The 23,101-nt window shown below is 55.1% G+C and carries 19 protein-coding genes; 7 read left to right on the forward strand and 12 right to left on the reverse strand.

The genetic code is table 11. The features are described from left to right. Positions 1–20: 20 nt before the first annotated feature. From bcsB to ybiB, 5 genes are all read right to left on the reverse strand, one after another. The gene (gene bcsB / locus ABIE29_RS11590) at positions 21–2,459 is read right to left on the reverse strand and encodes a cellulose biosynthesis cyclic di-GMP-binding regulatory protein BcsB (RefSeq protein WP_429618912.1); all 2,439 of its coding nucleotides are present in this window, start codon (positions 2,457–2,459) and stop codon (positions 21–23) included. Continuing rightward, complete coding sequence (gene bcsA / locus ABIE29_RS11595) at positions 2,456–4,567, reverse strand: UDP-forming cellulose synthase catalytic subunit (RefSeq protein ID WP_429618913.1); 2,112 nt, start codon at positions 4,565–4,567, stop codon at positions 2,456–2,458. The genes bcsB and bcsA overlap by 4 nt, the downstream gene beginning before the upstream one ends. Before the next feature lie 17 nt (positions 4,568–4,584). Beyond that, the gene (gene bcsQ / locus ABIE29_RS11600; RefSeq protein WP_429618914.1) at positions 4,585–5,391 is read right to left on the reverse strand and encodes a cellulose biosynthesis protein BcsQ; all 807 of its coding nucleotides are present in this window, start codon (positions 5,389–5,391) and stop codon (positions 4,585–4,587) included. Beyond that, positions 5,382–5,915: a hypothetical protein gene (locus ABIE29_RS11605; protein ID WP_429618916.1), complete on the reverse strand. Its 534-nt coding sequence runs from the start codon at positions 5,913–5,915 to the stop codon at positions 5,382–5,384. Before ABIE29_RS11605 ends, bcsQ begins: the two co-directional genes overlap by 10 nt. A gap of 444 nt (positions 5,916–6,359) precedes the next feature. Then, positions 6,360–7,313, reverse strand: coding sequence for a DNA-binding protein YbiB (ybiB, locus tag ABIE29_RS11610; RefSeq protein WP_429618918.1), 954 nt, complete (start codon positions 7,311–7,313; stop codon positions 6,360–6,362). Positions 7,314–7,495: 182 nt separating this feature from the next. Here ybiB and ABIE29_RS11615 point away from each other — a divergent pair, with 182 nt between their 5' ends. Together ABIE29_RS11615 and ABIE29_RS11620 are read left to right on the forward strand one after the other, a co-directional pair. Further along, positions 7,496–8,038: a LemA family protein gene (locus tag ABIE29_RS11615; protein WP_429618920.1), complete on the forward strand. Its 543-nt coding sequence runs from the start codon at positions 7,496–7,498 to the stop codon at positions 8,036–8,038. Between the two features lie 4 nt (positions 8,039–8,042). Then, positions 8,043–10,136, forward strand: coding sequence for a DUF2207 domain-containing protein (locus ABIE29_RS11620; RefSeq protein WP_429618922.1), 2,094 nt, complete (start codon positions 8,043–8,045; stop codon positions 10,134–10,136). Between the two features lie 17 nt (positions 10,137–10,153). Here the strand turns inward: ABIE29_RS11620 and ABIE29_RS11625 are convergent, their stop codons facing one another. Then, on the reverse strand, positions 10,154–11,572 hold the full coding sequence (locus ABIE29_RS11625; protein ID WP_429618923.1) for an MFS transporter: 1,419 nt from the start codon (positions 11,570–11,572) through the stop codon (positions 10,154–10,156). 99 nt (positions 11,573–11,671) lie between these two features. Between ABIE29_RS11625 and ABIE29_RS11630 the strand changes: the two genes are divergently transcribed. After that, entirely contained in the window at positions 11,672–12,502 is an 831-nt protein-coding gene (locus ABIE29_RS11630) for a helix-turn-helix transcriptional regulator (RefSeq protein ID WP_429618925.1), read from the forward strand. Here the strand turns inward: ABIE29_RS11630 and dinG are convergent, their stop codons facing one another. Further along, positions 12,503–14,704 carry an ATP-dependent DNA helicase DinG gene (gene dinG, locus ABIE29_RS11635; RefSeq protein WP_429618926.1) on the reverse strand — a complete coding sequence of 734 codons (2,202 nt, stop codon included), beginning with the start codon at positions 14,702–14,704 and terminating at the stop codon, positions 12,503–12,505. Positions 14,705–15,197: 493 nt separating this feature from the next. On the opposite strand from dinG, the gene ompC reads away from it, so the two are divergent. Next, positions 15,198–16,292 (forward strand): porin OmpC, encoded by a 1,095-nt coding sequence (gene ompC, locus ABIE29_RS11640; protein ID WP_429618928.1) that lies wholly within the window; start codon positions 15,198–15,200, stop codon positions 16,290–16,292. Positions 16,293–16,484: 192 nt separating this feature from the next. Further along, entirely contained in the window at positions 16,485–17,321 is an 837-nt protein-coding gene (locus ABIE29_RS11645) for a GNAT family N-acetyltransferase (RefSeq protein WP_429618930.1), read from the forward strand. A gap of 45 nt (positions 17,322–17,366) precedes the next feature. On the opposite strand, the gene ABIE29_RS11650 is transcribed toward ABIE29_RS11645, so the two are convergent. The 4 genes from ABIE29_RS11650 to ABIE29_RS11665 all read right to left on the reverse strand — a co-directional run bounded on the left by ABIE29_RS11650 (position 17,367) and on the right by ABIE29_RS11665 (position 20,091). Continuing rightward, positions 17,367–17,678 (reverse strand): AzlD domain-containing protein, encoded by a 312-nt coding sequence (locus ABIE29_RS11650; protein WP_429618931.1) that lies wholly within the window; start codon positions 17,676–17,678, stop codon positions 17,367–17,369. After that, on the reverse strand, positions 17,675–18,382 hold the full coding sequence (locus ABIE29_RS11655; protein WP_429618933.1) for an AzlC family ABC transporter permease: 708 nt from the start codon (positions 18,380–18,382) through the stop codon (positions 17,675–17,677). Before ABIE29_RS11655 ends, ABIE29_RS11650 begins: the two co-directional genes overlap by 4 nt. Positions 18,383–18,456: 74 nt before the next feature. Then, the gene (locus tag ABIE29_RS11660; protein WP_429618934.1) at positions 18,457–18,606 is read right to left on the reverse strand and encodes a hypothetical protein; all 150 of its coding nucleotides are present in this window, start codon (positions 18,604–18,606) and stop codon (positions 18,457–18,459) included. A 30-nt stretch (positions 18,607–18,636) separates the two neighbouring features. Then, entirely contained in the window at positions 18,637–20,091 is a 1,455-nt protein-coding gene (locus tag ABIE29_RS11665) for an MFS transporter (protein WP_429618936.1), read from the reverse strand. Positions 20,092–20,194: 103 nt separating this feature from the next. Between ABIE29_RS11665 and ABIE29_RS11670 the strand changes: the two genes are divergently transcribed. Both ABIE29_RS11670 and yedA read left to right on the forward strand, forming a co-directional pair. Then, a complete protein-coding gene (locus tag ABIE29_RS11670; RefSeq protein ID WP_429618938.1) occupies positions 20,195–20,848 on the forward strand; it encodes a helix-turn-helix transcriptional regulator in 654 nt (217 codons plus the stop codon). A gap of 140 nt (positions 20,849–20,988) precedes the next feature. Then, the gene (gene yedA, locus ABIE29_RS11675) at positions 20,989–21,903 is read left to right on the forward strand and encodes a drug/metabolite exporter YedA (RefSeq protein WP_024527478.1); all 915 of its coding nucleotides are present in this window, start codon (positions 20,989–20,991) and stop codon (positions 21,901–21,903) included. Positions 21,904–22,002: 99 nt separating this feature from the next. On the opposite strand, the gene ABIE29_RS11680 is transcribed toward yedA, so the two are convergent. Continuing rightward, on the reverse strand, positions 22,003–22,926 hold the full coding sequence (locus ABIE29_RS11680) for an Rpn family recombination-promoting nuclease/putative transposase (RefSeq protein WP_429618940.1): 924 nt from the start codon (positions 22,924–22,926) through the stop codon (positions 22,003–22,005). Between the last annotated feature and the right edge of the window lie 175 nt (positions 22,927–23,101).

Raw genomic sequence — 23,101 nt, forward strand, 5'->3', positions numbered from 1 at the left:
GCTTCTGGTCGAGACGTGTTTTACCTTTCATCTTCTGCATCTCTCCCCAGGCGTTTGGTGGCGTGCTTGCGTAGCAAAATATACAACCCCAGCCCCAACACCACGGAAATCCCCAACCCGGTCAGGGATAGAAGCACCACATGTTTACTGGCATACCAGATAAAGATCAGATACCAGGGCAGCTCCCCGCTCGGGAACTGTTCGCCAACCTGGAAACTGCGCACACCGTTCTGATCGGTGATCACCGCCAGATCGCCACGCACCCCGGCGTTGATCCGGGCCAATTTCAGATCGCCATAGATCTTGTTCAGGCCATCGTCGGAAGAGGCGCTGGCCACCACCACCACCCGTTGCGGATCCCAACCGGAACGGAAGCTGAAAAATCCACGCCAGTCCGACAATGAGGAGAGATAACGATCGGCGTCAATGCCCTGGGTCCGCCAGTTGCCTCTCAGGTAGGACTGCAGTTTTTCCAGCGTAGACTGCGCCTTCACCACCAGCCCACCACTATCGTTTAGCGCAAAAGGCACCTGTTGCAGCAGCCGCTGATAGAAGGCGCTCTGAGCCAGTGAGGCGACCACCAGCACGTCCTTGCCCTTGAAGTCGTCCAACTCGCTCTCGTTGCCCCGCAGGCCAAAGCGGATATCCACATTGCCAATCGAGCTGCCGGTAGCCGCGCCTGAGCGAGCGGTTAGGTTCAACAGCGCGCGCACTTCGTTGGCCGTGGGTTTTTCCGCCATCAGCATCACGGTTTGCGAGAAATCCGCCAGCTTGGAGAATGGGAAAGAGGCCCCGACGTAATAAGAGAGATTGGGCAACTCGGTGAAATGGTAGGTATCGCTCAGATCAATATACGAGTTGGGCCCGATATGGCTCTTGAGAGTGTTGCTATCCGCCGGATCGCAGGAGGTGCCATTTTTCGGCACGATAGAGAAATAAAGCTCCAGCATGTTGTCGCCGTAAATCAGATACGGTGGCAGAGCCAAGGGGTAACTTTCCTGGCGAATATCGCCGCCAAACTGGTGCCACAGCAGCTCCAGCAATCCGCGTTTGTTCACAGAAAGGTTACGCAGGAAGGTGCCGTTCAGCGTGGCACTGAGCTGGGATTTATTCTCATCGATCCAGTTGTCGGTGGGGAAACGGTAGTTGATTTGCAGCGGGACGTTTCTGCCATCCCACATAAACAGGTCCGGGGCGGCACGGAAAGCAATGCGCACCGCGTCATGATAAACGCCGGTGACGGTCAGTTCCTCATTACTGGCCACCAGCTTATCAAAGCTGACCGGTTTGCTGGTATCGATCCAGCGCGGTGCATCGTAGGGCTGACGCAGCGGAATAGTCACCGGCTTCACCGCCAGCAATGCGGTTTTCTCCGGCAACGGTTGGCTGACCAGACGATAGGCGGCCTGGCGCATCTCGGTGGCGTTATGTCCCATCACCAGCAGCAGCTTGTAAACCGGGTTCAGCGGGTTATCAATCATCTGAATGGTCGGACCATCGGCCTGCGGCAGCGTCAACTGGCCAACCTGCTCGCCGGGGCGCGCAAAGATAATGCCGTTCTGCTCGGGCAAGCTATCCTGCAATACCTGAAAGGCCAGGTTATTATGGCGCGTGACTTTCCCCAGATATGAGCTGACGATGGCGGCTGCGGCCACCTCTTCAGGCCGTTTTTCCTGGCCGAAGATCACGTCCACCTGGGTGGGCTGCATGGCCTGAGGATCGAAGAACGGATTGGGGAAACGGCCAAGGTTCGGGCTGATATTCAGCACCTGGTTTTCCAGATGCAACTGGCTGGTTGGCAGCACCTTGAGCCAATATTTATTAGCCGCCCCCTTTTCGCACAGCATGGCTGCATTGCTGCCGTTGCCAATGCTGAAGCTCAGGTTGTTACGCGCCACAATCATGGCGGCCGGGATCGGCACCTGTAAACTCACCTTGGCTTCCTGCAATTGGTTAAGCTTCTGGCTGCTCAAGGGTTGCCCATTGAGCATCAGTTGCAGTTCGGTATCAGTCCCCATCAGGGCCGGTGAGACTTCGATATCCAGCACCAGATTACCCTCCGTTACCACCCAATCCGAGGGTAAGGTAAAGGTGAAGCCGGACTGCTGCTGCCAGTTGCTCAACGTCAAGCCAGTGGTCTGCCCCATCTCGCCCACGCTGAGCGTGGAAGCGAGCGACTGGTTGAAAACGGTAACCGGCGGCATAGCGATATCAAGTGGAGCTGTTTGCGTAGCAGGTTGCTCAGTACTGCTCGGCACCGAATCCGAAGGTGGTGCATCTGTTGGCCGTGGCAAGGTAGGAAAACCTGGCATCTCGGCACCATCGCTGGCAAAGGACGGTGCGGGCTGCGGATCGGCCGCAATCGCGAGACCAGAAAGCCCCATCCCCAACAGCAGGCCGCTAATCAGGGCAATGAGCGTAGATCTGCCTGTTGGTAATTTGGTTATCACCCGGCTCATAGGGCCTGTTCCTTATCCCGCTTTAGCTCAGGCATTTTCTGCTGCTTCTTGGCCCGACGATCGCGCCAGGAAAAATAGAACAGCTCGAAAATGCAGCGCAGGACGCCCAGCAACGAACGCAGTGGCCGATCCTGTGGGAAAGGTTTGGTACGGATCCAGGCATCGGCTCGCGCCAATACCACCCGCACCAGTTCCCGCCGTTTTTCAATCGGCATCTCTTTGAACATTAAGCGGGTCACCGACTTGTCGGCCTCGATCAACTCTACCGGGAAACTGACGGCACCGGACTTGAGCGCTATTTCCACCTCTTCGATCGGATCGTTGAGGAAACGTTCGTCCGGCGTTTGCAATTTGACCCCGCCCATCGAAAGATCCAGGGTTTCGGTACGCATCGCCGCGCCGCTGGCAAAATACAGCACCGCAGGCAAAGTGGCATCGATACGGATGGTTTTTCGGACCTGACGCGTTTCCCGCGCCACCGCAATGGCAGCCAGCAGGATAATCATGCTGAAACTGGCCCAGGCGATGTTCAGCATAATAACCTGCGGGTTGGCGCCGTAGTGATCCGGCATCAACAGGCGGATCACGCCCCAGGCAGTACCGAGTAGCAGCAAGGACACGGCGATAATATGCGGCCGTACGATATGGGAATCGAAATAGTTAACGTCCAGCAACGCACCCTTATCCGTCACGTTGAACTTGCCGTGTTTTGGCGAGATCATCGTCAGCAGGGTCGGTATCACCAGATGGAAACACATCACCGTTTCATAGATTTCACCCCAGAACGAATAGCGATAACGCCCGTTGGCTCTGGAGTTGATATAGATCGACATCACCAGATGCGGTAACACATAGGCGAAAATCAGCCCGGCAGAGGAGGCGATGATATTGAGGTTGAACAGCAGATACACCAGCGGTGCCACGCAGAATATCACTCTGGGTAAGCCATATTGGAAATGCAGCATGGCGTTCAGGTAGCATAAACGCTGCTGCCAGGTCAGGCCGCGCCCCAGCAAGGGGTTATCCACCCGGAAGATCTGCGTCATGCCACGCGCCCAGCGGGTACGTTGGATCACGTGTAGCCCCAGCCGTTCGGTGGCCAGCCCGGCTGCCAATGGCAACGCCAGGAATGCCGTATTCCAACCCCGGCGCTGCATCTTCAAGGCGGTGTGGGCATCTTCGGTCACGGTTTCTACCGCAAAGCCGCCCACCTCTTCCAACGCAGAACGGCGGATCACGGCACAGGATCCGCAGAAGAAGGTGGCGTTCCAGTTATCATTACCCTGCTGCACCGGCCCATAGAACAGCGCGCCTTCGTTAGGAACTTTGCTCGCCTCTGACAGGTTGCGTTCAAATGGATCCTGGGAATAGAAATAGTGCGGGGTCTGGATCAACGCCAGGCGCTCATCCACCAGAAAGCTGCCGACCGTCGCCTGCAAGAAGACACGGGTTGCCACGTGATCGCAGTCAAACACGGTGATCAATTCACCCTGAGTCACTTTCATTGCATTATTCAGATTGCCCGCTTTGGCATGGTGGTTATTATTGCGGGTAATATAGCCCACGCCCGCATCGGCACAGAATACGGCAAATTCATTGCGCTTGCCGTCATCCAGCACGTAGATTTTCATCTTGTCTTTTGGGTAGTCAATGCACTGTGCCGCCAGAATGGTGTCGCGCACCACGTCCATACTTTCGTTGTAGGTAGGAATATAAACATCTACCGTTGGCCATAGCGAAGTGTCGTCGGGCAACGGTTCAATAGTGCGTTTTAATGACCAGGTAGTCTGAATATAACCAAACAGTAATATCACCAGGGCATACAGCTCGGTGATAAACAGGGCAATACCCAGCACCGCCTCCAGGGTACTGTTGAAATGCAGGGTTTCTGTCGCGCGCCAATAGATATAACGTAATGACATCAGGGTCGACATGACAATCATTATCAGGGTAACTTTTTTGCTTTTACTTACCCCTAAAATAAACACGATCGCAATACAGATCAGACCAAAGATATACTGGTTATCACTGCTCATCGGGGCAATGATAATCAACAGGATAAAAGGTAAGGCCAACAGCAGTAAGAAATAAAAGAGTATTTTATTCATAACTATCCAGACAATCCTTACGAAGAGCCATAAATAGACGTAGTATGATGATACGTACCATCTCCAACACTAAGCCCTAAAATTACTGCGACCTTTTTACTGATCTGCTCAATATCAAATGCAGCAGCCGACACCGGGCTTATATCCATGATCGCCCGTTGCGATGCGTTGGCCTCTGGAACACACTCATCGCGGTGAATGGTACCCAGCAGTTTGTCTTGCAAACGCTGCTCGAAGAATTGCGTCACGTCCCTGCTCAACGTGCGCCGCATGTCACTCTGGTTTACCACGTAATACTCGCCGACTTCATTGCTGGCGGGCGCAGTCATAAACTTATGCTGCTCGATAGTGGGCAATAAACTGAGCGATGCGGTATCGGCCAGCAATACCATAATGCGCATGTCCGCCGCGGTCTGCATGGCCTGTACTGCCGCGTTGCGCCCCGGCGGCATATCGGCGATCACCACCATGCCGGGGATCTTCAGCACCGCACTCAGGCCGCGTTGAATGAACATTGGCTCATTGAGCAGATTGTCATCGAACTGAATGCGCTGCTCATCGGTGACGTCACCGAAAGGTAAAACGAACAGGTTCGGCCCGACCTTGAGAATAAACTGACTCCAATCGGATAAACTTGCCGACTGGGCAACAAAACCTCGGTTATCGGAAATAGGAACGCCAAAATGCAGCCGCAGCGCATTCTGCGTGTCGAAGTCGACCACCAATACCTTACTGCCGCTACGGGCCAGTGCATAAGCCAGATTAGCGGTAACCGTGGTTTTCCCTACCCCTCCTTTCGGAGAACAAACACAGACTAACGGCATGAGGCAATAGACTCTAAAAGTGGTTTGAGTAATGTATTGCGACCGGCGTCCATCACTTCACCGGCAGAGGACGTTTTCCTGCTGAACATTTGCTTAAAACGTTGGTTCTCTGGCTGCGGAGCGGGCGGCGGAACGCTGGCAGGGGAATGAAAAGGATTACCCTGAGCAGGAGCGGCACGCGGGCTTTCCGGCTGGGTGGTTTTGGTGAGTTTAGGCCCCACCGGCGGAGCGAAACGATCAAAATCATGAGGAATGTGGCCAGGCAAGGCGGTATTTTCGGCTATCACCGTCTTGGGTTGTGCAGGCGGCTCGGATCCTAAAGGCGCACTGGAAGAGAGATCCGAACTAGTGATCGGCCTTGGCTGCGAGCTGCTGGCAAGGATACTGTCATTGCCAGCCACCTGATCAACAATAGACCAGCGTTGCGTGGCCGATGCCACATCTTCACGAGGAAATTCTTTATAATCAAGCTCTTTAAGATTTGTCTTGTCTTTAAATCCTTGGACATCATCATATTTACTCATAATCCAGACCTATAAGATTACACTTGGCACTGTATGAATACATACAAATCACGAATGCAAAATAACGTGATCTATAACCCAAATACATAATGGAAAACCGTCTATGTATTTTAAGCGCTTCTCTTCTTATGGTTTAGATAGAGTAGCTTACAAGTCCTTTTTTACAACCAAGACGGAGCAAACCTCCGACATCGATGGAAAATCATGCAAGACCCCAAAGCTGATGGGCTGAGTGTAATCTACTTCTTTAAAGTTATACACTGAGTTTTAAACGCTTTTACCTCGTCTTATGACATACCCCACCTGTTTATGTCATAATTTATATAGTTAACAATATATAGTCTGGCATTTGGGATTTTTTTTTACTAAAAATAACCAATACAACAGTGATAAATACTCGGGGCAAAGGTATTCGCCCCTGGTAATAGAAGGTAATAAGGCAGATTATCGCAACCTGACCAACCCCTGCTCCAATGTCTCCACCAGGCCGGTAGCGACCAGACAGCAGGCAACCTGCCGGGCGATAGGCTCGGGAATGGCAACCTCGCCAGCCAGACAACGTTCCGTCCAACGTGCCGTGGTTGCAGCATCCTTGGCGGCGGGCACCTCAGCTAACGCATCCTGTTCTGGCCGTTCCAGCAAAATCTGCTGCTCACCACCGACGATATAGTGGATTTTTGGACAGCGTTGCGGATTGGCGTAAGCCTCCCCTTCGGTGCCATGCATCAGTAATCCCCGCGCACCGATCTGGCAGAAAAATGAGGCAACGCGCTCGACGTATTCCGGATGAGAAACGCTGGCAATGCGCAACACGTCCTGCTCACCAAACGGCGTCGCCAATTTTGCCAACGTGTGGGCGCTGTTACGCACGCCCATCTTCCAGCGCAGGCCAAGCTGGCTTTCCAACGCTGGCGCAAGCGCCGACACCGGGATAAACACCGCATCTCCGCCGTCCAAACGCCGTTGGGCAGCCTGAGGATCTTCAGACCACGGCACCCCAAGCTCACGGAAAATCTCTGCGCTGGTGACGCGCGTGCTGTCATTCACCACGCCGTGAACCACGACCGGCAAGCCCACCCTGGCCAGTAATAGCGCCAGTAACGGCGTCAGATTAGCCTGTTTACGAGCGCCATTGTAACTGGGTAGCACCACCGGCATCGGGTGGCCCTGCGGGGGTTGCAGCCGCATCACCTGCTGTTGCATCGCCTGATAGAAGCCAAGCATTTCCTCCTCGGCCTCTCCCTTGATACGCATGGCGATCAGGATGGCTCCCAACTCCAGAGGCGGCACGGCATCGGCCAGCATTGCCTGATAGAGCTCAAAAGCCGTTTGCCGATCCAGATCGCGCGCATGGTTCTTGCCACGGCCTATTTCTTTGATAATTTTACTGTAATCCATCGCTCGCTCCGCGGATAAGGTTTGCGATAAGCATACCTTATCCGCGACGGCGCTCAACCCCGGTAGATTGGCCCGCGCCAAGGCTGTCAGACATAGCAAGATTTACCCGCCATAGCGGAATAAGGTAGTATGCGTAAACATACAATGGAATGATGTATTCCCCGTCAAACATGGAATGAAAAATGGAGATCTATCTCGTTCTGGCCGCGATCGCCGTGGTGCTGATCTGGGCCGTGATGACTTATAACCGCTTTATCTCACTGCGCCGTTTCAAAGACGAAGCCTGGAGCGGTATAGCGGTGCAGCTCAAACGCCGCCACGATCTGATCCCCAACCTGTTAAGCCTGGTGAAGCGCTACGCCCTGCACGAAAAAGAGCTGTTTGAAGCCCTCTCACACCAGCGCAGCGATCTGGTTGGCAACACTCGGCAGGTTGCCGAGAATGAAAGGGAACTCTCAGGAGCCTTGGGCCGCATTTTTGCGCTGGCAGAAGCCTACCCGGAGCTGAAAGCCAACGAGAACTTCCTCTCCTTGCAACAATCCCTGGCAGAGATCGAAGAACAGCTGCAAATGGCACGCCGCTATTTCAACGGTACGGTGCGCGATTTCAATATTCTGGCGGAGTCGTTCCCCAGTTTAATCCTTGCTCGCCTGTTTAATTTTAAAGCGGATGCGTTCTTCGAACTCGAAGATCCCGAGGAAGCTAAAGTTCCACGGATGGACTAGCACTATGGCTGCATTATCTGGTTGTGTACTACGCGTTGTATGGGTGTTATCGCTATTGATGACGGGAGCCGCGCAGGCTGAGGCCGATGTGGTCCCTGTTGGTGCAGCCCCCGTTGCCGAGGTACCCGACAGAGAGGTGGCTCCAGCAAGTGCTCCCCGTTGGGTGCGCGCCTATGAGCATATTCTCTCATTCGATACCCATGCGCACTTTAACCCGGACGGTAGCATGGAGATGCGGGAAAACCTCAAGGTGCTGGCTTTAGGGCAAGAGATACGCCGTGGAATTTTCCGCACCCTGCCGCTCACCTGGAACCGCCAGGACGGCAAGATTTTCAGCGTCGATTATCAGGTCAAAGAGGTGTTGCGCGACGGGATCGCCGAGCCCTATAGCCTGGATAAAACATCGAAGACGCTGACCGTGCGTATTGGCAGCGCCAAACACACCCTGCAACCGGCGATCTATAACTATCAGATCCGCTATCAGGTCAGTAACCACTTCAGCCGCTTCCCCAAGTGGGACGAGCTCTACTGGAACGTCACGGGTAACGATTGGGCCTACCCGATCACCAAGGCCAGCTTCCAGCTGGAACTGCCAGACGCCAGCAACTCTGTGGATCGCGAAGGCAGAGATACCCGGCTGCGCTCTATTGATGTCTATACAGGAGTACGGGGAGCGAAAGAGCACCACGCCAGGATACTTCCCAACGGCGGAGTGCAAACCACACAACCACTCCGCCAAGGCGAAGGGCTGACCGTTGTCTATACCTGGCCACGCGATATTCTGGCTGATGCCGCCGCCCCGCAAGCCTCTTCACCGTTGGTTCACCTGCTCTTGCCCTCGCTGGCAACCAGCACAATCTGGCTACCGGTACTACTGCTCGTGATTTATTGCCTGTGGTGGTGGCGTAAAAACGTCACCGCCATCGGGTTGCAGATGCCAACGGTTGTACCGCTGTATGAGATGCCCGCCAACATGTCGCCAGGTTACCTGCGGTTTATTACCCAGCGTAAGTACGACGATGTGGCCTTCAGCAGCGATCTGCTGGGTCTGGTCGCCAAACGCGGCGCGGCGATCACACCCAAAGCGAGCAAATCCAAAGGCTCGTGGTTTGCCAGGTTTCAGTCAGCGGATGAGCTGTGGCTCTCGTACCGGGCGGATGACAAAAACAAGCGGTTGACTATCAGCGATAAGCAGGTGCTAGGTCTGTTGTTCAGCAACAATCGCAAAAACATCAACCTCGGCCTGGCCCATCAGCGGCCAATGCAGAATGCGCGTAAACGGTTGGAAAAACGCAGTGAAGACCAGCGAAAGCGATTATTCAGCAAATGGGGTAAACCAGTACGCCGCGCAGTCTATATAACACTCATTATCCCATTGATTTGCGGTGTGTTTTTCAACTTCAGCGCGGCAATGGTCACCATTCCTGCCCTGATTTTCCTGCTGTTCGGGATCTCGCTGCTCTCTTTACCGCTGAGATTTTTATTTAGCCCAAGAAAAACCTGGAATACTTTTGGGTTCATCCCCTTGGTTATTGCGCTACTATTTGGCCCGTTAATCACCTTTGGCGGTGGCTCTTTCTTATTTGACATATTGCCCCTGACTCAGTTTCCAGCCGGGTATATTGGCGCGCTGCTGGTCGCCATTCTGCTATGCATAGCTTTTGGCTGGATGATCCCGCGATACACCCAACGGGGGCTGAATGATTTAGCCACAGCGTTTGGGCTGAAACTGTACCTGGGTACGGCCGAAAGAAATCGCTATCAGGCACTTTACCCACCCGATCAACTGGTTGCCCATTTTGAGAGCTTGCTGCCGGCGGCGCTCGCGCTCGGTGTAGGCAAGACCTGGGCCAATACCTTTGCCGAATATCTCAATAAATCCGGGGCTATGTCGGATGTCTTCATCGACGCAGACTGGAAGCGCGTGAATCGCTTTAGTCATTCCTGTATTGCATCGTCTATGGCGACATCCAGCAGCAGTTTGGGTTTGGGTTCTTCTGGCTCCAGCTCATCAGGTTCCAGCTATAGCGGCTCAGGCTCGTCCGGCGGTGGCTCATCCGGAGGGGGTTCCGGCGGCGGAGGCGGCGGTGGCTGGTAAATCGGCGCGATGATGCCTTAACCGCCCCTGCCTAGCTTCCTGTGGGTGCAGAGCAGCAGGACCAAGGCAACCAGCATCGCCAGCAGGTTGTAGCTCATAGCGCCAGCAAAGGCCCTGGCATAGTGCTGTGACTCTGCGCCCCCGGCCAGCAGCGGAACAAAGAACATGCCGCTGGCCGCTATCCCCAGAGCACCCCCTACCTGCTGAACCGTTGACACCAAGCCGGCCGCCATACCGGCTTGATGCTCCCTTGCCAGGCCAAGCACCCAATTAAGCAAAGGCGTCATACTCAACGCCTGACCAAACCCCAAAATCATCAGGCCGGGTAAAAGTTGTAACGGATGACTGAACGCGCCTCCCCATAGCACCTGCACCACCAGCAATACCATGCCACCGGCGTAGACCACCACCCCGCCAGCCAACACAATATTCCCCCAGCGTTGCACCCAGCCCGGAGCCAAAAAGGAGGCTAGCATAAAGGCGGCGCTGGCCGGAGCGAACAGGCAACCTGCCTGGAACGGCGTCAGCCCTATTCCGGCCTGTAACAGCAGGGCAAAACAGAGGAAGAATGAGGATGCGGTGGAGTAAATCGCCAGCACAATCACCGTGCCGCGGGCAAAATGACCTTGGCGAAATAGCGCCGGATCCAGCACCGCATCACCGGAGTGACGGGCAAGTTGCCGTTCCCAACGCACAAACCAACCTAACAGCACCACCGCTAGCACCATCATCGGCACAATCCACCAAGGCCAGTGGCGCGCTGGGCCTTCCAGTAACGGGAACAGTACCAGCAGCAAACCGCCAGCGGCCAGCAGCAGACCTTTAGCATCCAGCCGCTGCGCCTGCGCCAGTCTGGACTCAGGAATACGTCGCGCCGCCATGACCGCCAGCACGCCAATCGGCAGGTTGATCAGAAATATCATCCGCCAACTGCTGCCCAGAATGTTGACCTCAATAATAAAACCGCCCAACACCTGGCCACAAATCGCCGCCAGCCCCAGCGTCATCCCCAAACGAGCAAAGGCTCGCCGCCGCTGCTCTTCGCCATACAGTACGCGCAATAAGGCATAAATTTGCGGGAACAACAGTGCCGCCGCTGCACCTTGCAAAAAGCGGGCAATAATCAACACCCACAGCGAACCCGCCAGGCCGCAAAGCATCGAGGTCAGCGCAAAAGCCAACATACCGTAGCTAAACATACGCCGCCGACCGAAACGATCCCCCAACCGTCCACCGGCAATCAGCAAGATGCCGAAGGCCAGTTCATAACCGGCGACAATCAGCCCAACCCCGGCAAAGCTGGCGTTGAACTGCTGCTGGATCACCGGCACCGCCACGTTAACCACAAACAAATCGAACATGGTGACGAACCCACCGAGTAGCAACACCGGCAGCCCCGGTAATCCAGCCTTGCTGTTAGACAAACTCTGTTCCATAACGCCCCCTGATATCATTGATGACGGCAGTATGGAACATGCTTTAAACTGTTACTATATAGCCAGTTATACTATTACTAAAAGTAACAGGACCCGCCGATGCCACCACGTACCCTTAACCGCACTCGCCAAGAGTTGGCAGACTTTCTGCGTATGAAGCGTGAAAAACTCTCTCCCCAGGCCGTTGGCCTGCCGAGCGGTACAAGGCGGCGTACGCCTGGGCTAAGGCGTGAAGAGGTTGCCGCATTAGCTGGCGTGGGCCTGACCTGGTACACCTGGCTGGAACAGGGGCGGGAAATTAACGCTTCGGTGGAGTTTCTGGAGGATCTGGCGCGGGTCCTGAAGCTGGATGCGACCGAACGCTATCATCTGTTTTTACTGGCGCATCAGCGGCCACCGGTGGTAGCAGGCCATCAATGGTGCCAGGTTACGCCATTGGTACGCCGCTTGCTGGACGATCTCACCCTGCGCCCGGCCTATGTGATGAACCTGAGCTGGGATATTATCGCCTGGAACACGGCGGCAGACCGCCTGTTTGCCATCGCAGAGCGCCAGCCGCAACAGCGCAATATGCTGTGGATGCTGTTTGCCGATCCCGAACTTAATCAACGGTTGATGGGGTGGCAGGAGCAGGCCCCGCAAATCCTGGCCAGCTTTCGTCGTGATTACGCCCGTGCCCCGCAAGATGCCACCATGTTGCAACGCATTCAGGCTCTGAGCGATGTCTCCCCCCAATTTCGCCAACTGTGGCAACAGCACGATATTCATGGCCGCTGCCAGGGGCAACGCACTTTCCTGGTTGAGGGGGCTGGCGAGGTGACGTTTGAGCACGCCTCGTTTATTGTCGATGAAGACAACCACCTGCGGCTGGTCATGTACAGCGCACAGCCTGATTGCCCTGCCAGCGCCGCCTTTGAGACAATGCTGTAATCAGCGGGTACGGCGGCGAGCAAACGGATTTTTGCGCTTTTTCTCTTTTTTGGTGGCCTCTGCCGCAGATTTTAACGCCGCCTTATGGGCTTTGTCCGCTTCCGGCACCTCGCGCTGTTCAATCGGGAACACCGGCAGCGCCGCCAACAACCGTGAACCGTAGCTCTTGGTCAACAGGCGGCGGTCATAAATCACGATCTCACCGTGGCACTCGTTGCTCCGGATCAGGCGGCCCACCTGTTGGATCAGGTTAAACGATGCGCTTGGCAGGCTCTGCACCTCAAACGGATAACGATTGAGGGATTTAAGCCATTCGCCCTCGGTGAGGATCACCGGGCTGTCGATCGGCGGGAAGGCGATCTTGTGGATATGCACCTGAGTCAGCAGCTCACCTTTCAGATCCAAACCTTCAGCAAATGACTGTAACCCGACCAACACGCTGGCTGTGCCCTTCTCTACCCGTTTACGGTGCTCTTCCACCAGCCGGTAACGTGGCTGATCGCCCTGCACCAGCAACATCAGACGCAGATCGGTGACATAGCTGAGGAAGGTCTGCATCGCACGGTAGCTGCTGAACAGGATCAGCATCCCTTTATGCTGGCCGCTGGCCTGCTCGCCACGGAAAAAGCGCGCCATCTCTTCCAGATGCTCGGCCTCGTTGGCCATCGCCGGTTCAAAACGCATCTTGGGAATGACGATTTTACCCTGTTCGACGTGATTAAACGGCGAAGACAGCGTTTCGAAGCGATCGCCCGCCTTTTCGCTCAGCCCGCTCATCTCTTGCAGCCGTGAAAAGCTATTCAATGAACGTAACGTTGCCGAGGTGATCACCACGTGCGGCACCTTGCGCCACAGCAGTTTTTCCAACTGATCGCTGACGCGGATGCCCACGCAATGCAGATAAAGATGGGTGACGTTATCGCGTAGCTCACGCGCAATCCATTTGGAGATCGGCGCATTGGAGGATTTATCCATTGCCGCCAGCCGCCACAGTTTGCTCATCGCCTCCAGATAGCCTAGCGTGCGGCTCATCTGGATGATGGTGCGATGCAGCCGCACAATATCGTGCTTGCCGGTCTGCTCGGTGAGATCGTTAAGAATAAATTCGGCCAGGCCGCGCAGGCCGTCCGTCAGTTTGAACAGGCGCGCGCAGATCTCGACCATCTCCGCAGGCAGTTCGCCCATTTCGAAGCGATATTCGGCGTTGCCGCTGTCTGGCGGCAGATAGGCGTTGGCCTGATGCTCAACAATCTGGATCAGCTCGCGCAATTCTTCGCAGTGGTTTTTTAGCCGTTCGCTATTGGCCAACCCTGGCGGGTTCTTTGGCCGATACTGCGTCATGCACTGTTCTACCTGGCGCACGATCATATCGAGCTGGAGGTTGGTTGACAGCGCGGTGATCTCACCGTCAATCTCCAGCGCATCCCGCGCCACCTCCGGCAGATGATGGCCTTCGTCCAGCACCAGCAGCAGCTCTTTCGGGTTCGGCAATACCGACTCGGTTTCCAACGCCGCCATCACCAACGCGTGGTTGGCTACCACCACATCGGCGGTTTCAATTTCTTTACGGGCGATATAGAACGGGCATTCACGAATATAGTGGCAGTTGCGCCCCAGGCAGTTGGCCTTGTCGGTACTCAGCTTGCCCCATAGAGGGTCATCGATCGATAGCTGGTAGTGATCGCGCAGGCCATCCCATTCATGGCGCGCCAGGGCTTTCGCCAGCTTTTGGCACAGCGCCTGCTCTTCGCCGCTGGACGGTGCCAGCTCGTCTTCGTCCAGGTACAGCATCAGATCGCCCTGTTCGACCACGTCGGTGCTCATCGCCGCCAGATTGCGCGGACAAACATAGCGCCCACGGCCAAACGCACCGGTGAATTTCAGATCGGGAATGATCTTTTTCAACAGCGGTAAATCTTTGCTGTAAATCTGATCCTGCAACGCCACGTTGGCGGTACTGACCACCAGCGGTTTGCTTTCGGCACGGCCAACGGCAATACCCGGTATCAGGTACGAGAGCGTTTTACCCACGCCGGTTGGCGCTTCGATCGCCAGATGGCGCGGGTAATCCCCGGCCAGGGTCTTCGCCACTTCGGCAATCATCTGCCGCTGAGGGGCACGCGAAATAAAATCCGGTATTTGCTGCTGCAGGGCTTTGTACCACTGGCCGATTTGATCTTTAACTGCGGGGGAAAGCGCCATTCAACTCTTATCTAAACGAAATGATGGCGCTATTGTCCCACAGACCGCCCGCGGCGTCAGCCCGAGTTACGGTTGGCTGGCCAACATTGCGAAACGCACCACAAGGCCCCCCCCTTCTCTCACTGTGTGACACCAGATTTTTTGCGTATAGCCTCGCATGTTTACACAACAACACCCCGCCCATCTGCAACAAAAAACGCGCCACCTGGGTTATTTTTCACCATTCGATATCCATTCACCTGATCTGTCATAAATACATCACACAACTGCGGTAAAAAATCTGCGCTGCGCTAACTCTGGCAGCAAAGTAAAACAGTGATACAACTGATGATAAGCGTCTTTCAATCGTATACCCGTCATCTTTCAAACTGCCGCGTTGTTACCGGCACTATCTCACCCCGGTCACTTACTATAAGTAAGCTCCTGGGGAGGAGATAGATTGGCGCCTAGCCGCAGTTTGAAATCTATAGGGTATATTAAATAAGGGAACACCATGAAACCTAATCTTCTTGCCGTTATTGCGGCACTTTTCATTGCCCAGACCGCACAGGCAGCAGAGATCTACAATAAAGATGGCAATAAGCTTGATTTTTATGGTCGGGTCAAAGCAATGCACTATTTCTCTGACGATACCAGCAATGATGGTGATAAAACCTACGTGCGTATCGGCTTTAAAGGGGCAACCCAGATTAACGATATGCTCACCGGCTATGGCCAGTGGGAATATCAGATCGCCGCCAACCATAGCGAATCGGATGGCACTAAAGACACTAAAACCCGTCTTGGTTTTGCTGGCCTGAAAGTGAAAAACTTTGGTTCATTCGACTATGGCCGTAACTACGGTGTTATTTACGACGTTGCAGCCTGGACGGATATGCTGCCGGAATTCGGCGATGACACCTATATCAAAACCGACAACTTTATGACCGGGCGCGCCAACGGCGTGGCTACCTACCGTAACAACGACTTCTTCGGCCTGGTCGATGGCCTGAAGTTCGCGTTGCAGTACCAGGGCAAGAACGAAAACGATGCCCGCGCCAACAGCAAAGCTAACGGCGACGGCTTCGGTCTGTCTTCCAGCTACGAAATCATCGATGGCGTCAGCGTTACGGCCGCCTATGCCTCTTCTAATCGGACTTCCGGCCAGAAACAGAGCAGCTATGGCAAGGGCGATAAAGCCGACGTGTGGGCAACCGGCCTGAAATACGACGCCAACAGCGTGTATCTGGCCGCCACCTATGCCGAAACCCATAACCTGACGCCAATTTCCGGCACCGCGACCATTAATAATGCCCCTACCTCCGTAAGCGGCTTTGCCAATAAAACTCAGAACGTGGAAGTGGTTGCACAGTATCAATTCGACTTTGGCCTGCGCCCGTCACTGGCTTATGTCCAGTCCAAGGCCAAAGACATTGAAAATATCGGTGATACCGACCTGGTAAAATATATTGATGTGGGTACCTACTATTACTTCAATAAAAACATGTCCACCTATGTGGATTATAAAATCAACCAGCTTGATGACAACAATAAGCTAGGTCTGAAAACCGACAATGTAATTGCCGTGGCTCTGACCTACCAGTTCTGATTTACGCTGTGACACATAACCACTACTGCAATTTATAGCTCCGGCTATTTCTGAAGTGACTTCGCCGGGCGAGTTCGCCCGGTTTTTTCATCACCACTTTTGCTCACAAATCCGGCACAAACGGCTTAATACTTGCCTGATTGGCCGATCGCAGCTAGATATAGAGGTCTCATCGCTGCCTTTGGAACCGCCATGTCTATCGATAGCCAGTTCGAGTTTCACACCGCCTTGTCCTACAGCAGTATGCAGCTGGCACAAATACTCAGCCACTGTTTTGAGAACTACATTGTTCCCTTTGTGATCGACGGCGAAACGTTTAGCAGCCGCTTTGCCGCCGAAGACCTCAGCCTGAATCACAGCATTATCGTCAGCCACCAGCAACACCCGGTGGCGCTGGCCCTGATCGCGCGCCGGGGCCAACATAGCCGTGTAGCGGCCTTATCTATCCGCCCGGAAATGCGTGGCAGAGGGTTAGGCAGGACGTTGATGCAACGCATTATCGCGGATACCCATACGCGAGGCGATCGCCGGCTGTCGCTGGAGGTGATCGCCGGTAACCAAGCGGCCCTGGCACTGTATCAACAGGCTGGCTTGGCCATCACCCGTACGCTGTTGGGATTTCACGCCCCCTTGGCAACCCCGGAACCCTCGGCAGCCTTGCAACAGCTCGACCCGTTGGCACTTGCCCAGCGGATGACCGCCGACGGCCAACGTGGTTTGCCGTGGTTGATCGCCCCAGAATCGCTGTACAAGCTGCCCGGCACCCCGCGCGCCTTCACTCTGGATCAGCAGGCTTTTGCTTTGGTGATGCCGGGCGCACAGCAGTGCCATCTGCGCATGATTTATGTGCCGCCAGCGCTTCGTGGCCAAGGCCAGGCGCGCCGTCTGTTGCAAGCGCTGCAAGCACGGTTTGCCCCACTGGCGCTATCGGCCAATGTGTTTGTTCCGGACGATGTCGCTCCCTTCTTCCAGCACCTTGGCTGGCGTGAAGATCCTTTGCGTCAGTTTGAAATGACAATGGCGATGTGATGTTCTCCCCCTGAATGATTCAGGGGGAATATTTTGCGGCGCGGGTTAAAGCAGTGTGCGCAGCAGAATAAATATCAGCATACTCAGCACCACAACCGCCAACGTATTGCGCAGGAAAACGGCCAGAACAATGGCGAACACGGCCCCCCACAGATAAGGGTTTTCAGGCAGTGCGCGCCACTCATCCCCGTTGAAGGCGATGATTGGCCCGCAAATGGCGGTCAGTACCGCAGGTACCGAGAAGCTCAACAATGCCCTCATCCGCTGCGATAGGCGCACCGGCAGGCCAGGTGCCAGGAAACAGTAACGGTTGAAGAAGACGATCACGCCCATCAACACAATGGTCAGCCAGATCATTCTTTCCCCCTACTGCACAGCAGCCCAACCAGCATCGCCAGCACGGTGGTAATAATCAAAGCGCCCGGCACCTGATAATGGTGCAAACCAATCGACAACACCAAGGATGTCAACACACAGGCCAGCACCGGCAGATTACGTACCAACGGCACAATGATGGCGATAAAGGTCGCGGCGATCGAGAAATCAAGCCCGTAACGATCAAGATCAATGCTGCTGGCCGCCACTACGCCAAGCAAGGTGGCAAAGAACCAGCTCAGATAAAACGCCAGCCCGGCCCCCAGAGCATACCAGCGGTTGAAACGCGCCGGACCATGATCCCCCGTCAGGGCAAACAGCTCATCGGTCAGCAAAAACGCCAGCGCGACACGCCACCTCAGCGGTAGCGGAGCGATACATTCCCGCAGGCGCAGGCCGTAGAGGAAGTGTTGGGCGGTGACAAAAAAGGTGGAGACCAGGATCGCCAGCATACCGGCACCGGTCTTGATCATCCCCATTGCCACCAGTTGGGAGGCCCCGGCAAAAACTATCGCCGACATCCCCAGCCCCTCTGCCGCCGTCAGGCCACTCTGGATCGCCATTGAACCCGCCAGGATCCCCCAGGGCAATACCGCCAGGCACAGCGGCAGGATCGCCAGCGCACCTTGCAAGGCCGGGCGCAGGCGCAACGTTGGCGGCTCCGTGAGTGTTGATTGGTAAGTCATTATTTTCTCCTTCGAACGAGGGAGTAGAATAGCGCAGGTAAAGAGGGCGAGTATTGTATTCGCTTACGTATTTATCAGGTGCGTCGTAAAACCCCGACCTTCAGGGCGGGGATATAAGGCGCGGTTTTCCGACTAATCTGCAACACTTCCAGCCCACCGAGATCGTTGACGTGCATGAAATTAGCCTGTTCCTGACGCCCTTTCCTGCTCACGCTCTCTGCCATACCTACCTTCCCCGCTGAATGAAAAGCATTCTAGCACTCACCTGAACCCGGCGTTTGTACAAAATTGCTCGACTCCCCGGCTGGCTGGTTAATGGCCGCACTGCGCCAGGCGCTGTAGATCGCCAACAGCGGGGCCAAGGCGAACAGCAGGAACAGCCAATGGGCAGCGGAGGCCGCGCCCTCAATGCCACCCGGCGTGGTAAATCCGGCCAGATTGGTAACCATCCCCGCCAACGCCGCGCCAAACGCCGTGGCGAACAACTGCACCGTGGTAATGGAAGCCCCGGCGATATCTTTATCGGCCTGAGGGGCCACCTGCAAAATGCGCGTCAGCAGGTGCGGCCAACCAAAACCGATCCCAAAACCGACCAACGTCAAAGCCAGCACGATCGGCCCCAGTGCCTGCCAGTGGCCATTAGAGGGAATAGGCATCAGCACTGCCAACCCCAGCAAACCAAGCAGCACCAAAATCGGCCCGCTGATAATCGCCAAACGGATCCCCACGCCGCGCCAACCGGAGCTGAGGATTTCCGACAGAGTCCAACCCGCCGCCATAGTGGCAGCAATATAGCCGGAAATCAGCGGTGACTGACCATGCAGAGTTTGCAGGAAGTAAGGCACAAAGATCTCGCTGGTCATGCCGATCACCAACAGAGTTACCGTAGCGTACAGCGAGGCCAGAGCCGAACCACGACGCAGTGCCTGGTGTGGCAGCAGGCGGGCGCGTGAATGTCCCTCACGCCGGATTAACCCAATCAGCAACAACAACGCCAGCACGATGCCGCCCACGTTTAACCAACCGCTATCTGCCAGACTGCCAGCCGACACCACCAATACCGCGCCAGCCAGCAGCAGTAACTGCATCAGCGGTAATGGCGTTGGCCGCTGCTGTGATTTGCCCTTCGGCAGAATACGGAACGTAAAGGCAGCGTACAGCACCATGATCGGCAGCAGGATCCCGAACGCCCAGCGCCAGGCGTTCAATTCGGCAAAAATCCCGCCGACGGCAGGCCCCACCAACGTAGCAATTCCCCACATTGCGGAGATCAACGCCATGGCGCGTGGCCAGAGTTTCTGTTCAAACACCAGGTTGATCATCGCGTAGGACAGTGCAAAAATCAGGCCGCCGCCAAACCCCTGTACCGTGCGGCCAATCAACATCACCGACATGGTAGGGGCCAGTGCGCACAGCATCGCGCCCACGATGAAGAACAGCGACGCCACCAGATAAGCACTACGTGCCCCGTAGCCACTCAGCAAACGTGCCGACAGCGCCGAGCCTAGTATCGAGGCCACCACAAACAGGGTGGTGTTCCAGGCATAGAGATCCAACCCACCGATGTCCTGCACCACCGAAGGCAAAATGGTGGTCGCCACCAGAATATTGATCGCATGTAAAGCGACGCCGAGCGAGAGTGCGATAGCACTGGCGGCATTTTTGCCGGAAAAAAGATCGCTCCAACGGCTGTTATCATCGGTTATCACGGTTATCGTCCTGTTTTCAGAGGAATGGCATTGAGTTGATCTGACTATTAGGCTAAATTTAACAAGCAATATCTTGGAATAATTAAGGGCGAGGCGCTGTAATATGTCAAGAATTAACTTGGAAAATGGCGAATGCACCGCACATTCGGTCAGTGACCGCTTGCTGAAGCTGTTGAAAACCCAGGGTCCGCAGCAAGCCTCTGAGGCGGGAAAAGTGCTCGGCACCACCGGTGAAGCCGCCCGTCAGCAATTCGTCAAGCTGGCAAAAGAAGGTCTGGTGGAAGCCAAGGCTGAAACCCGCGGCGTTGGTCGCCCGGTGCAGCTTTGGCAGTTGACCGCCGCAGGTAACGCCCACTTTCCCGACGCCCATGCCGAATTAACCGCCCAACTGCTGCGCACGGTGCGTGACAAACTGGGTGAACAGGCGATGGGCCTGCTGATCGACAGCCGAGAGCAGGAGACCCGAATTAATTACCAACAGGCAATGATCGGTGCAGCCGATCTGCGTGAACGTGTTGCTCGTCTGGCGGCCATCCGTTGCCGTGAAGGGTATATGGCCGAATGGAGCGAAGGGAAAGATGGCGAGTTTCTACTGGTGGAAAATCACTGCCCCATCTGCAGCGCCGCAGCGGTTTGCCAGGGATTTTGCCGTGCCGAACTGAACGTATTTACCGAGGTGCTGCAAGCCAAGGTTGAGCGCAGCGAACATATTCTTACCGGTGCCCGCCGCTGCGCCTATCAGATCTCCCAATCATAATCCCTTGATTTTGGCCAGGGACTGGCAGCCTCCCCCGGAACCACAACACCATTCAGCGGGCAAAAAAGCATTGCTTATCGGCCATGCCTTAAGGTTTACTGAGGGTCCTAACGATTTTTCACCCTACCGAATAAAAACCCATGCTGAGCCAACAAAATCGTCATCTGCTGCCGTTAATCGGGGCGCTGTTTACGTTATATATTGTCTGGGGATCGACCTACTTCGCTATCCGAGTGGGGGTGGCAAGCTGGCCCCCTTTGATGATGGCGGGCATTCGTTTTCTGATTGCCGGTATCATCCTGTTCGTTTTCCTGTTGCTGCGGGGTCATGCCCTGCCCACGCTGAAACAGTGGGTCGCCGCTGGCACCATCGGCATTCTGTTGCTGGCCGTGGGTAACGGCCTGGTCACGGTAGCCGAGCATCAGGATGTGCCTTCCGGCATTGCTGCGGTGATGGTCGCCACGGTTCCGCTGTTCACCCTATGCTTCAGCATGTTTTGGGGTATCCGCAATACCAAACTGGAGTGGACCGGCATCGCCCTTGGCCTGGTGGGCATTGTGTTGCTCAATACCGGCAATAACCTGGTGGGTAACCCGACCGGCGCGCTGCTGATCCTGTTGGCTTCCGCCAGTTGGGCTTTTGGTTCGGTACTCGGCTCACGCATTTCGCTCCCTGCCGGGCCGATGGCCGGTGCCGCAGAAATGCTGGTGGCCGGCGTGGTGCTGACCATCGCCAGCCAACTGAGCGGTGAGCATTTGGATAAAATGCCCACCTTCAGCGGCTTTATGGCGCTCGGTTATCTGATTGTTTTCGGCTCGATGCTGGCGATCAGCGCCTATATGTTCCTGCTGAAAAACGTACGCCCGGCGGTAGCGACCAGCTATGCCTACGTCAATCCGGTGGTGGCGGTACTGCTCGGCGTCGGTTTTGCTGGCGAATCCCTGGGCCCGCGCGAGTGGCTGGCGTTGGTGATTATCGTCTCGGCGGTGGTGTTGGTGACGCTGGGTAAATATCTGTTTGCCCGCCCGGCCAAGGTGCAACCCGCCGTGAAGTAAGGCATTTGTACCACACAAGGAAAGGGAAGCAGGCATTCTTCCCTTAGCCTGTCTGCTGGGGAATAAAAAACTGGTGTCACTATGTCACCAGCCCGGCCGTCAATGTGAGTGGTGAATTTGTGCCAAATCGTTTTCCGAAAGACCGGTCAACTTCATCACCATGGCACGTTCAAAGCCTTCAGCCAGCATAGAACTCGCTATTTCCAACACGGTTTCCCGCCCTTTTTCCATGCCTTGCTTTATCCCTTTCTCGAAACCTTTTTGCTCAAGATATTCTGCAATAGTCATCAATTCCTCCTCATGCCGCGGCGCGCGTCTGGCCAACTCACGGAGCAACGTCTCCGGTTCGGTTGCCTTCCCCACCAACAGTATATAGTTCACCAATGATATGAGTTGCTCTTTGGTAGTGTATCCGGCCAACAACAATGTGACCAGTTGTTCTAACAGCTCAACCAGGTCACGCTGGCGTACATGCTTTTGCAACAACTCAAGAATGGCCATGCGGCGGTGCTGCATGATTTCATCGTCCGGAATGACGGTAACGTCAACCAACGGAAAATGCCCCGCATAGAGCTGCCTCGCTAGTTCAGGCTCACTGAATTCCTCTAACCAACTCATTGAGTAGGGATAAGGCGCCACCTGGCCGTGATAAAAGAGCACAGGAATAACCAGAGGAAGCTGGTCGTGTCCTGCCTCAAGGTGGCGTTGCATTGCCGCAATGGCATAGCGTATTAAACGAAATGCCATATGTTTGTCGGGCGAGCTTTGATGTTCGATCAAAACGTACACATAACCATCCCCTCTCTCGGTTCGCAACGAGTAAAGTACGTCAGAGTAATGGGCACGCAGGTCGCTCTCGATAAAACTACCGGGTTCCAGCTTTAGCGTGTTCAGATCGCAATACTGCAGTAAGGCAGGCGGCACATGTAATTCCAAGAAATCACGGGCCGTGTCTGGATGGGTGAGGAACTGCTTAAATACCGCATCATGCGGGGTGGAGGTGGCTTTTTTCATGTCGGTCATCCTTGGACTTAACATAAAAAACCTACCATAGGCTGTCATCGGCGCACATTATGAACGAATGGGTTCTGAACCCGCCTCGCAAAACCTTTGAACATCAGTTGCGAACCAGATCCCGCCCCAAAAGACGAGAGGATCGGTGCAGCCCGCATACCCCCAATTAAACGAGTGTTGTTTC

It is taken from the genome of Serratia sp. 2723, assembly GCF_050434425.1.
Taxonomy (GTDB): Bacteria; Pseudomonadota; Gammaproteobacteria; order Enterobacterales; family Enterobacteriaceae; genus Chania.

Coding starts and splice junctions, on each gene's coding strand:
- ABIE29_RS11670 (WP_429618938.1), top strand. CDS start 20,195: ATGTCAAGAATTAACTTGGAAAATGGCGAATGCACCGCACATTCGGTC.
- bcsB (WP_429618912.1), bottom strand. CDS start 2,459: ATGAGCCGGGTGATAACCAAATTACCAACAGGCAGATCTACGCTCATT.
- dinG (WP_429618926.1), bottom strand. CDS start 14,704: ATGGCGCTTTCCCCCGCAGTTAAAGATCAAATCGGCCAGTGGTACAAA.
- bcsA (WP_429618913.1), bottom strand. CDS start 4,567: ATGAATAAAATACTCTTTTATTTCTTACTGCTGTTGGCCTTACCTTTT.
- ABIE29_RS11645 (WP_429618930.1), top strand. CDS start 16,485: ATGTCTATCGATAGCCAGTTCGAGTTTCACACCGCCTTGTCCTACAGC.
- ABIE29_RS11655 (WP_429618933.1), bottom strand. CDS start 18,382: ATGACTTACCAATCAACACTCACGGAGCCGCCAACGTTGCGCCTGCGC.
- bcsQ (WP_429618914.1), bottom strand. CDS start 5,391: ATGCCGTTAGTCTGTGTTTGTTCTCCGAAAGGAGGGGTAGGGAAAACC.
- ABIE29_RS11630 (WP_429618925.1), top strand. CDS start 11,672: ATGCCACCACGTACCCTTAACCGCACTCGCCAAGAGTTGGCAGACTTT.
- yedA (WP_024527478.1), top strand. CDS start 20,989: ATGCTGAGCCAACAAAATCGTCATCTGCTGCCGTTAATCGGGGCGCTG.
- ABIE29_RS11625 (WP_429618923.1), bottom strand. CDS start 11,572: ATGGAACAGAGTTTGTCTAACAGCAAGGCTGGATTACCGGGGCTGCCG.
- ompC (WP_429618928.1), top strand. CDS start 15,198: ATGAAACCTAATCTTCTTGCCGTTATTGCGGCACTTTTCATTGCCCAG.
- ABIE29_RS11615 (WP_429618920.1), top strand. CDS start 7,496: ATGGAGATCTATCTCGTTCTGGCCGCGATCGCCGTGGTGCTGATCTGG.
- ybiB (WP_429618918.1), bottom strand. CDS start 7,313: ATGGATTACAGTAAAATTATCAAAGAAATAGGCCGTGGCAAGAACCAT.
- ABIE29_RS11605 (WP_429618916.1), bottom strand. CDS start 5,915: ATGAGTAAATATGATGATGTCCAAGGATTTAAAGACAAGACAAATCTT.
- ABIE29_RS11650 (WP_429618931.1), bottom strand. CDS start 17,678: ATGATCTGGCTGACCATTGTGTTGATGGGCGTGATCGTCTTCTTCAAC.
- ABIE29_RS11680 (WP_429618940.1), bottom strand. CDS start 22,926: ATGACCGACATGAAAAAAGCCACCTCCACCCCGCATGATGCGGTATTT.
- ABIE29_RS11660 (WP_429618934.1), bottom strand. CDS start 18,606: ATGGCAGAGAGCGTGAGCAGGAAAGGGCGTCAGGAACAGGCTAATTTC.
- ABIE29_RS11620 (WP_429618922.1), top strand. CDS start 8,043: ATGGCTGCATTATCTGGTTGTGTACTACGCGTTGTATGGGTGTTATCG.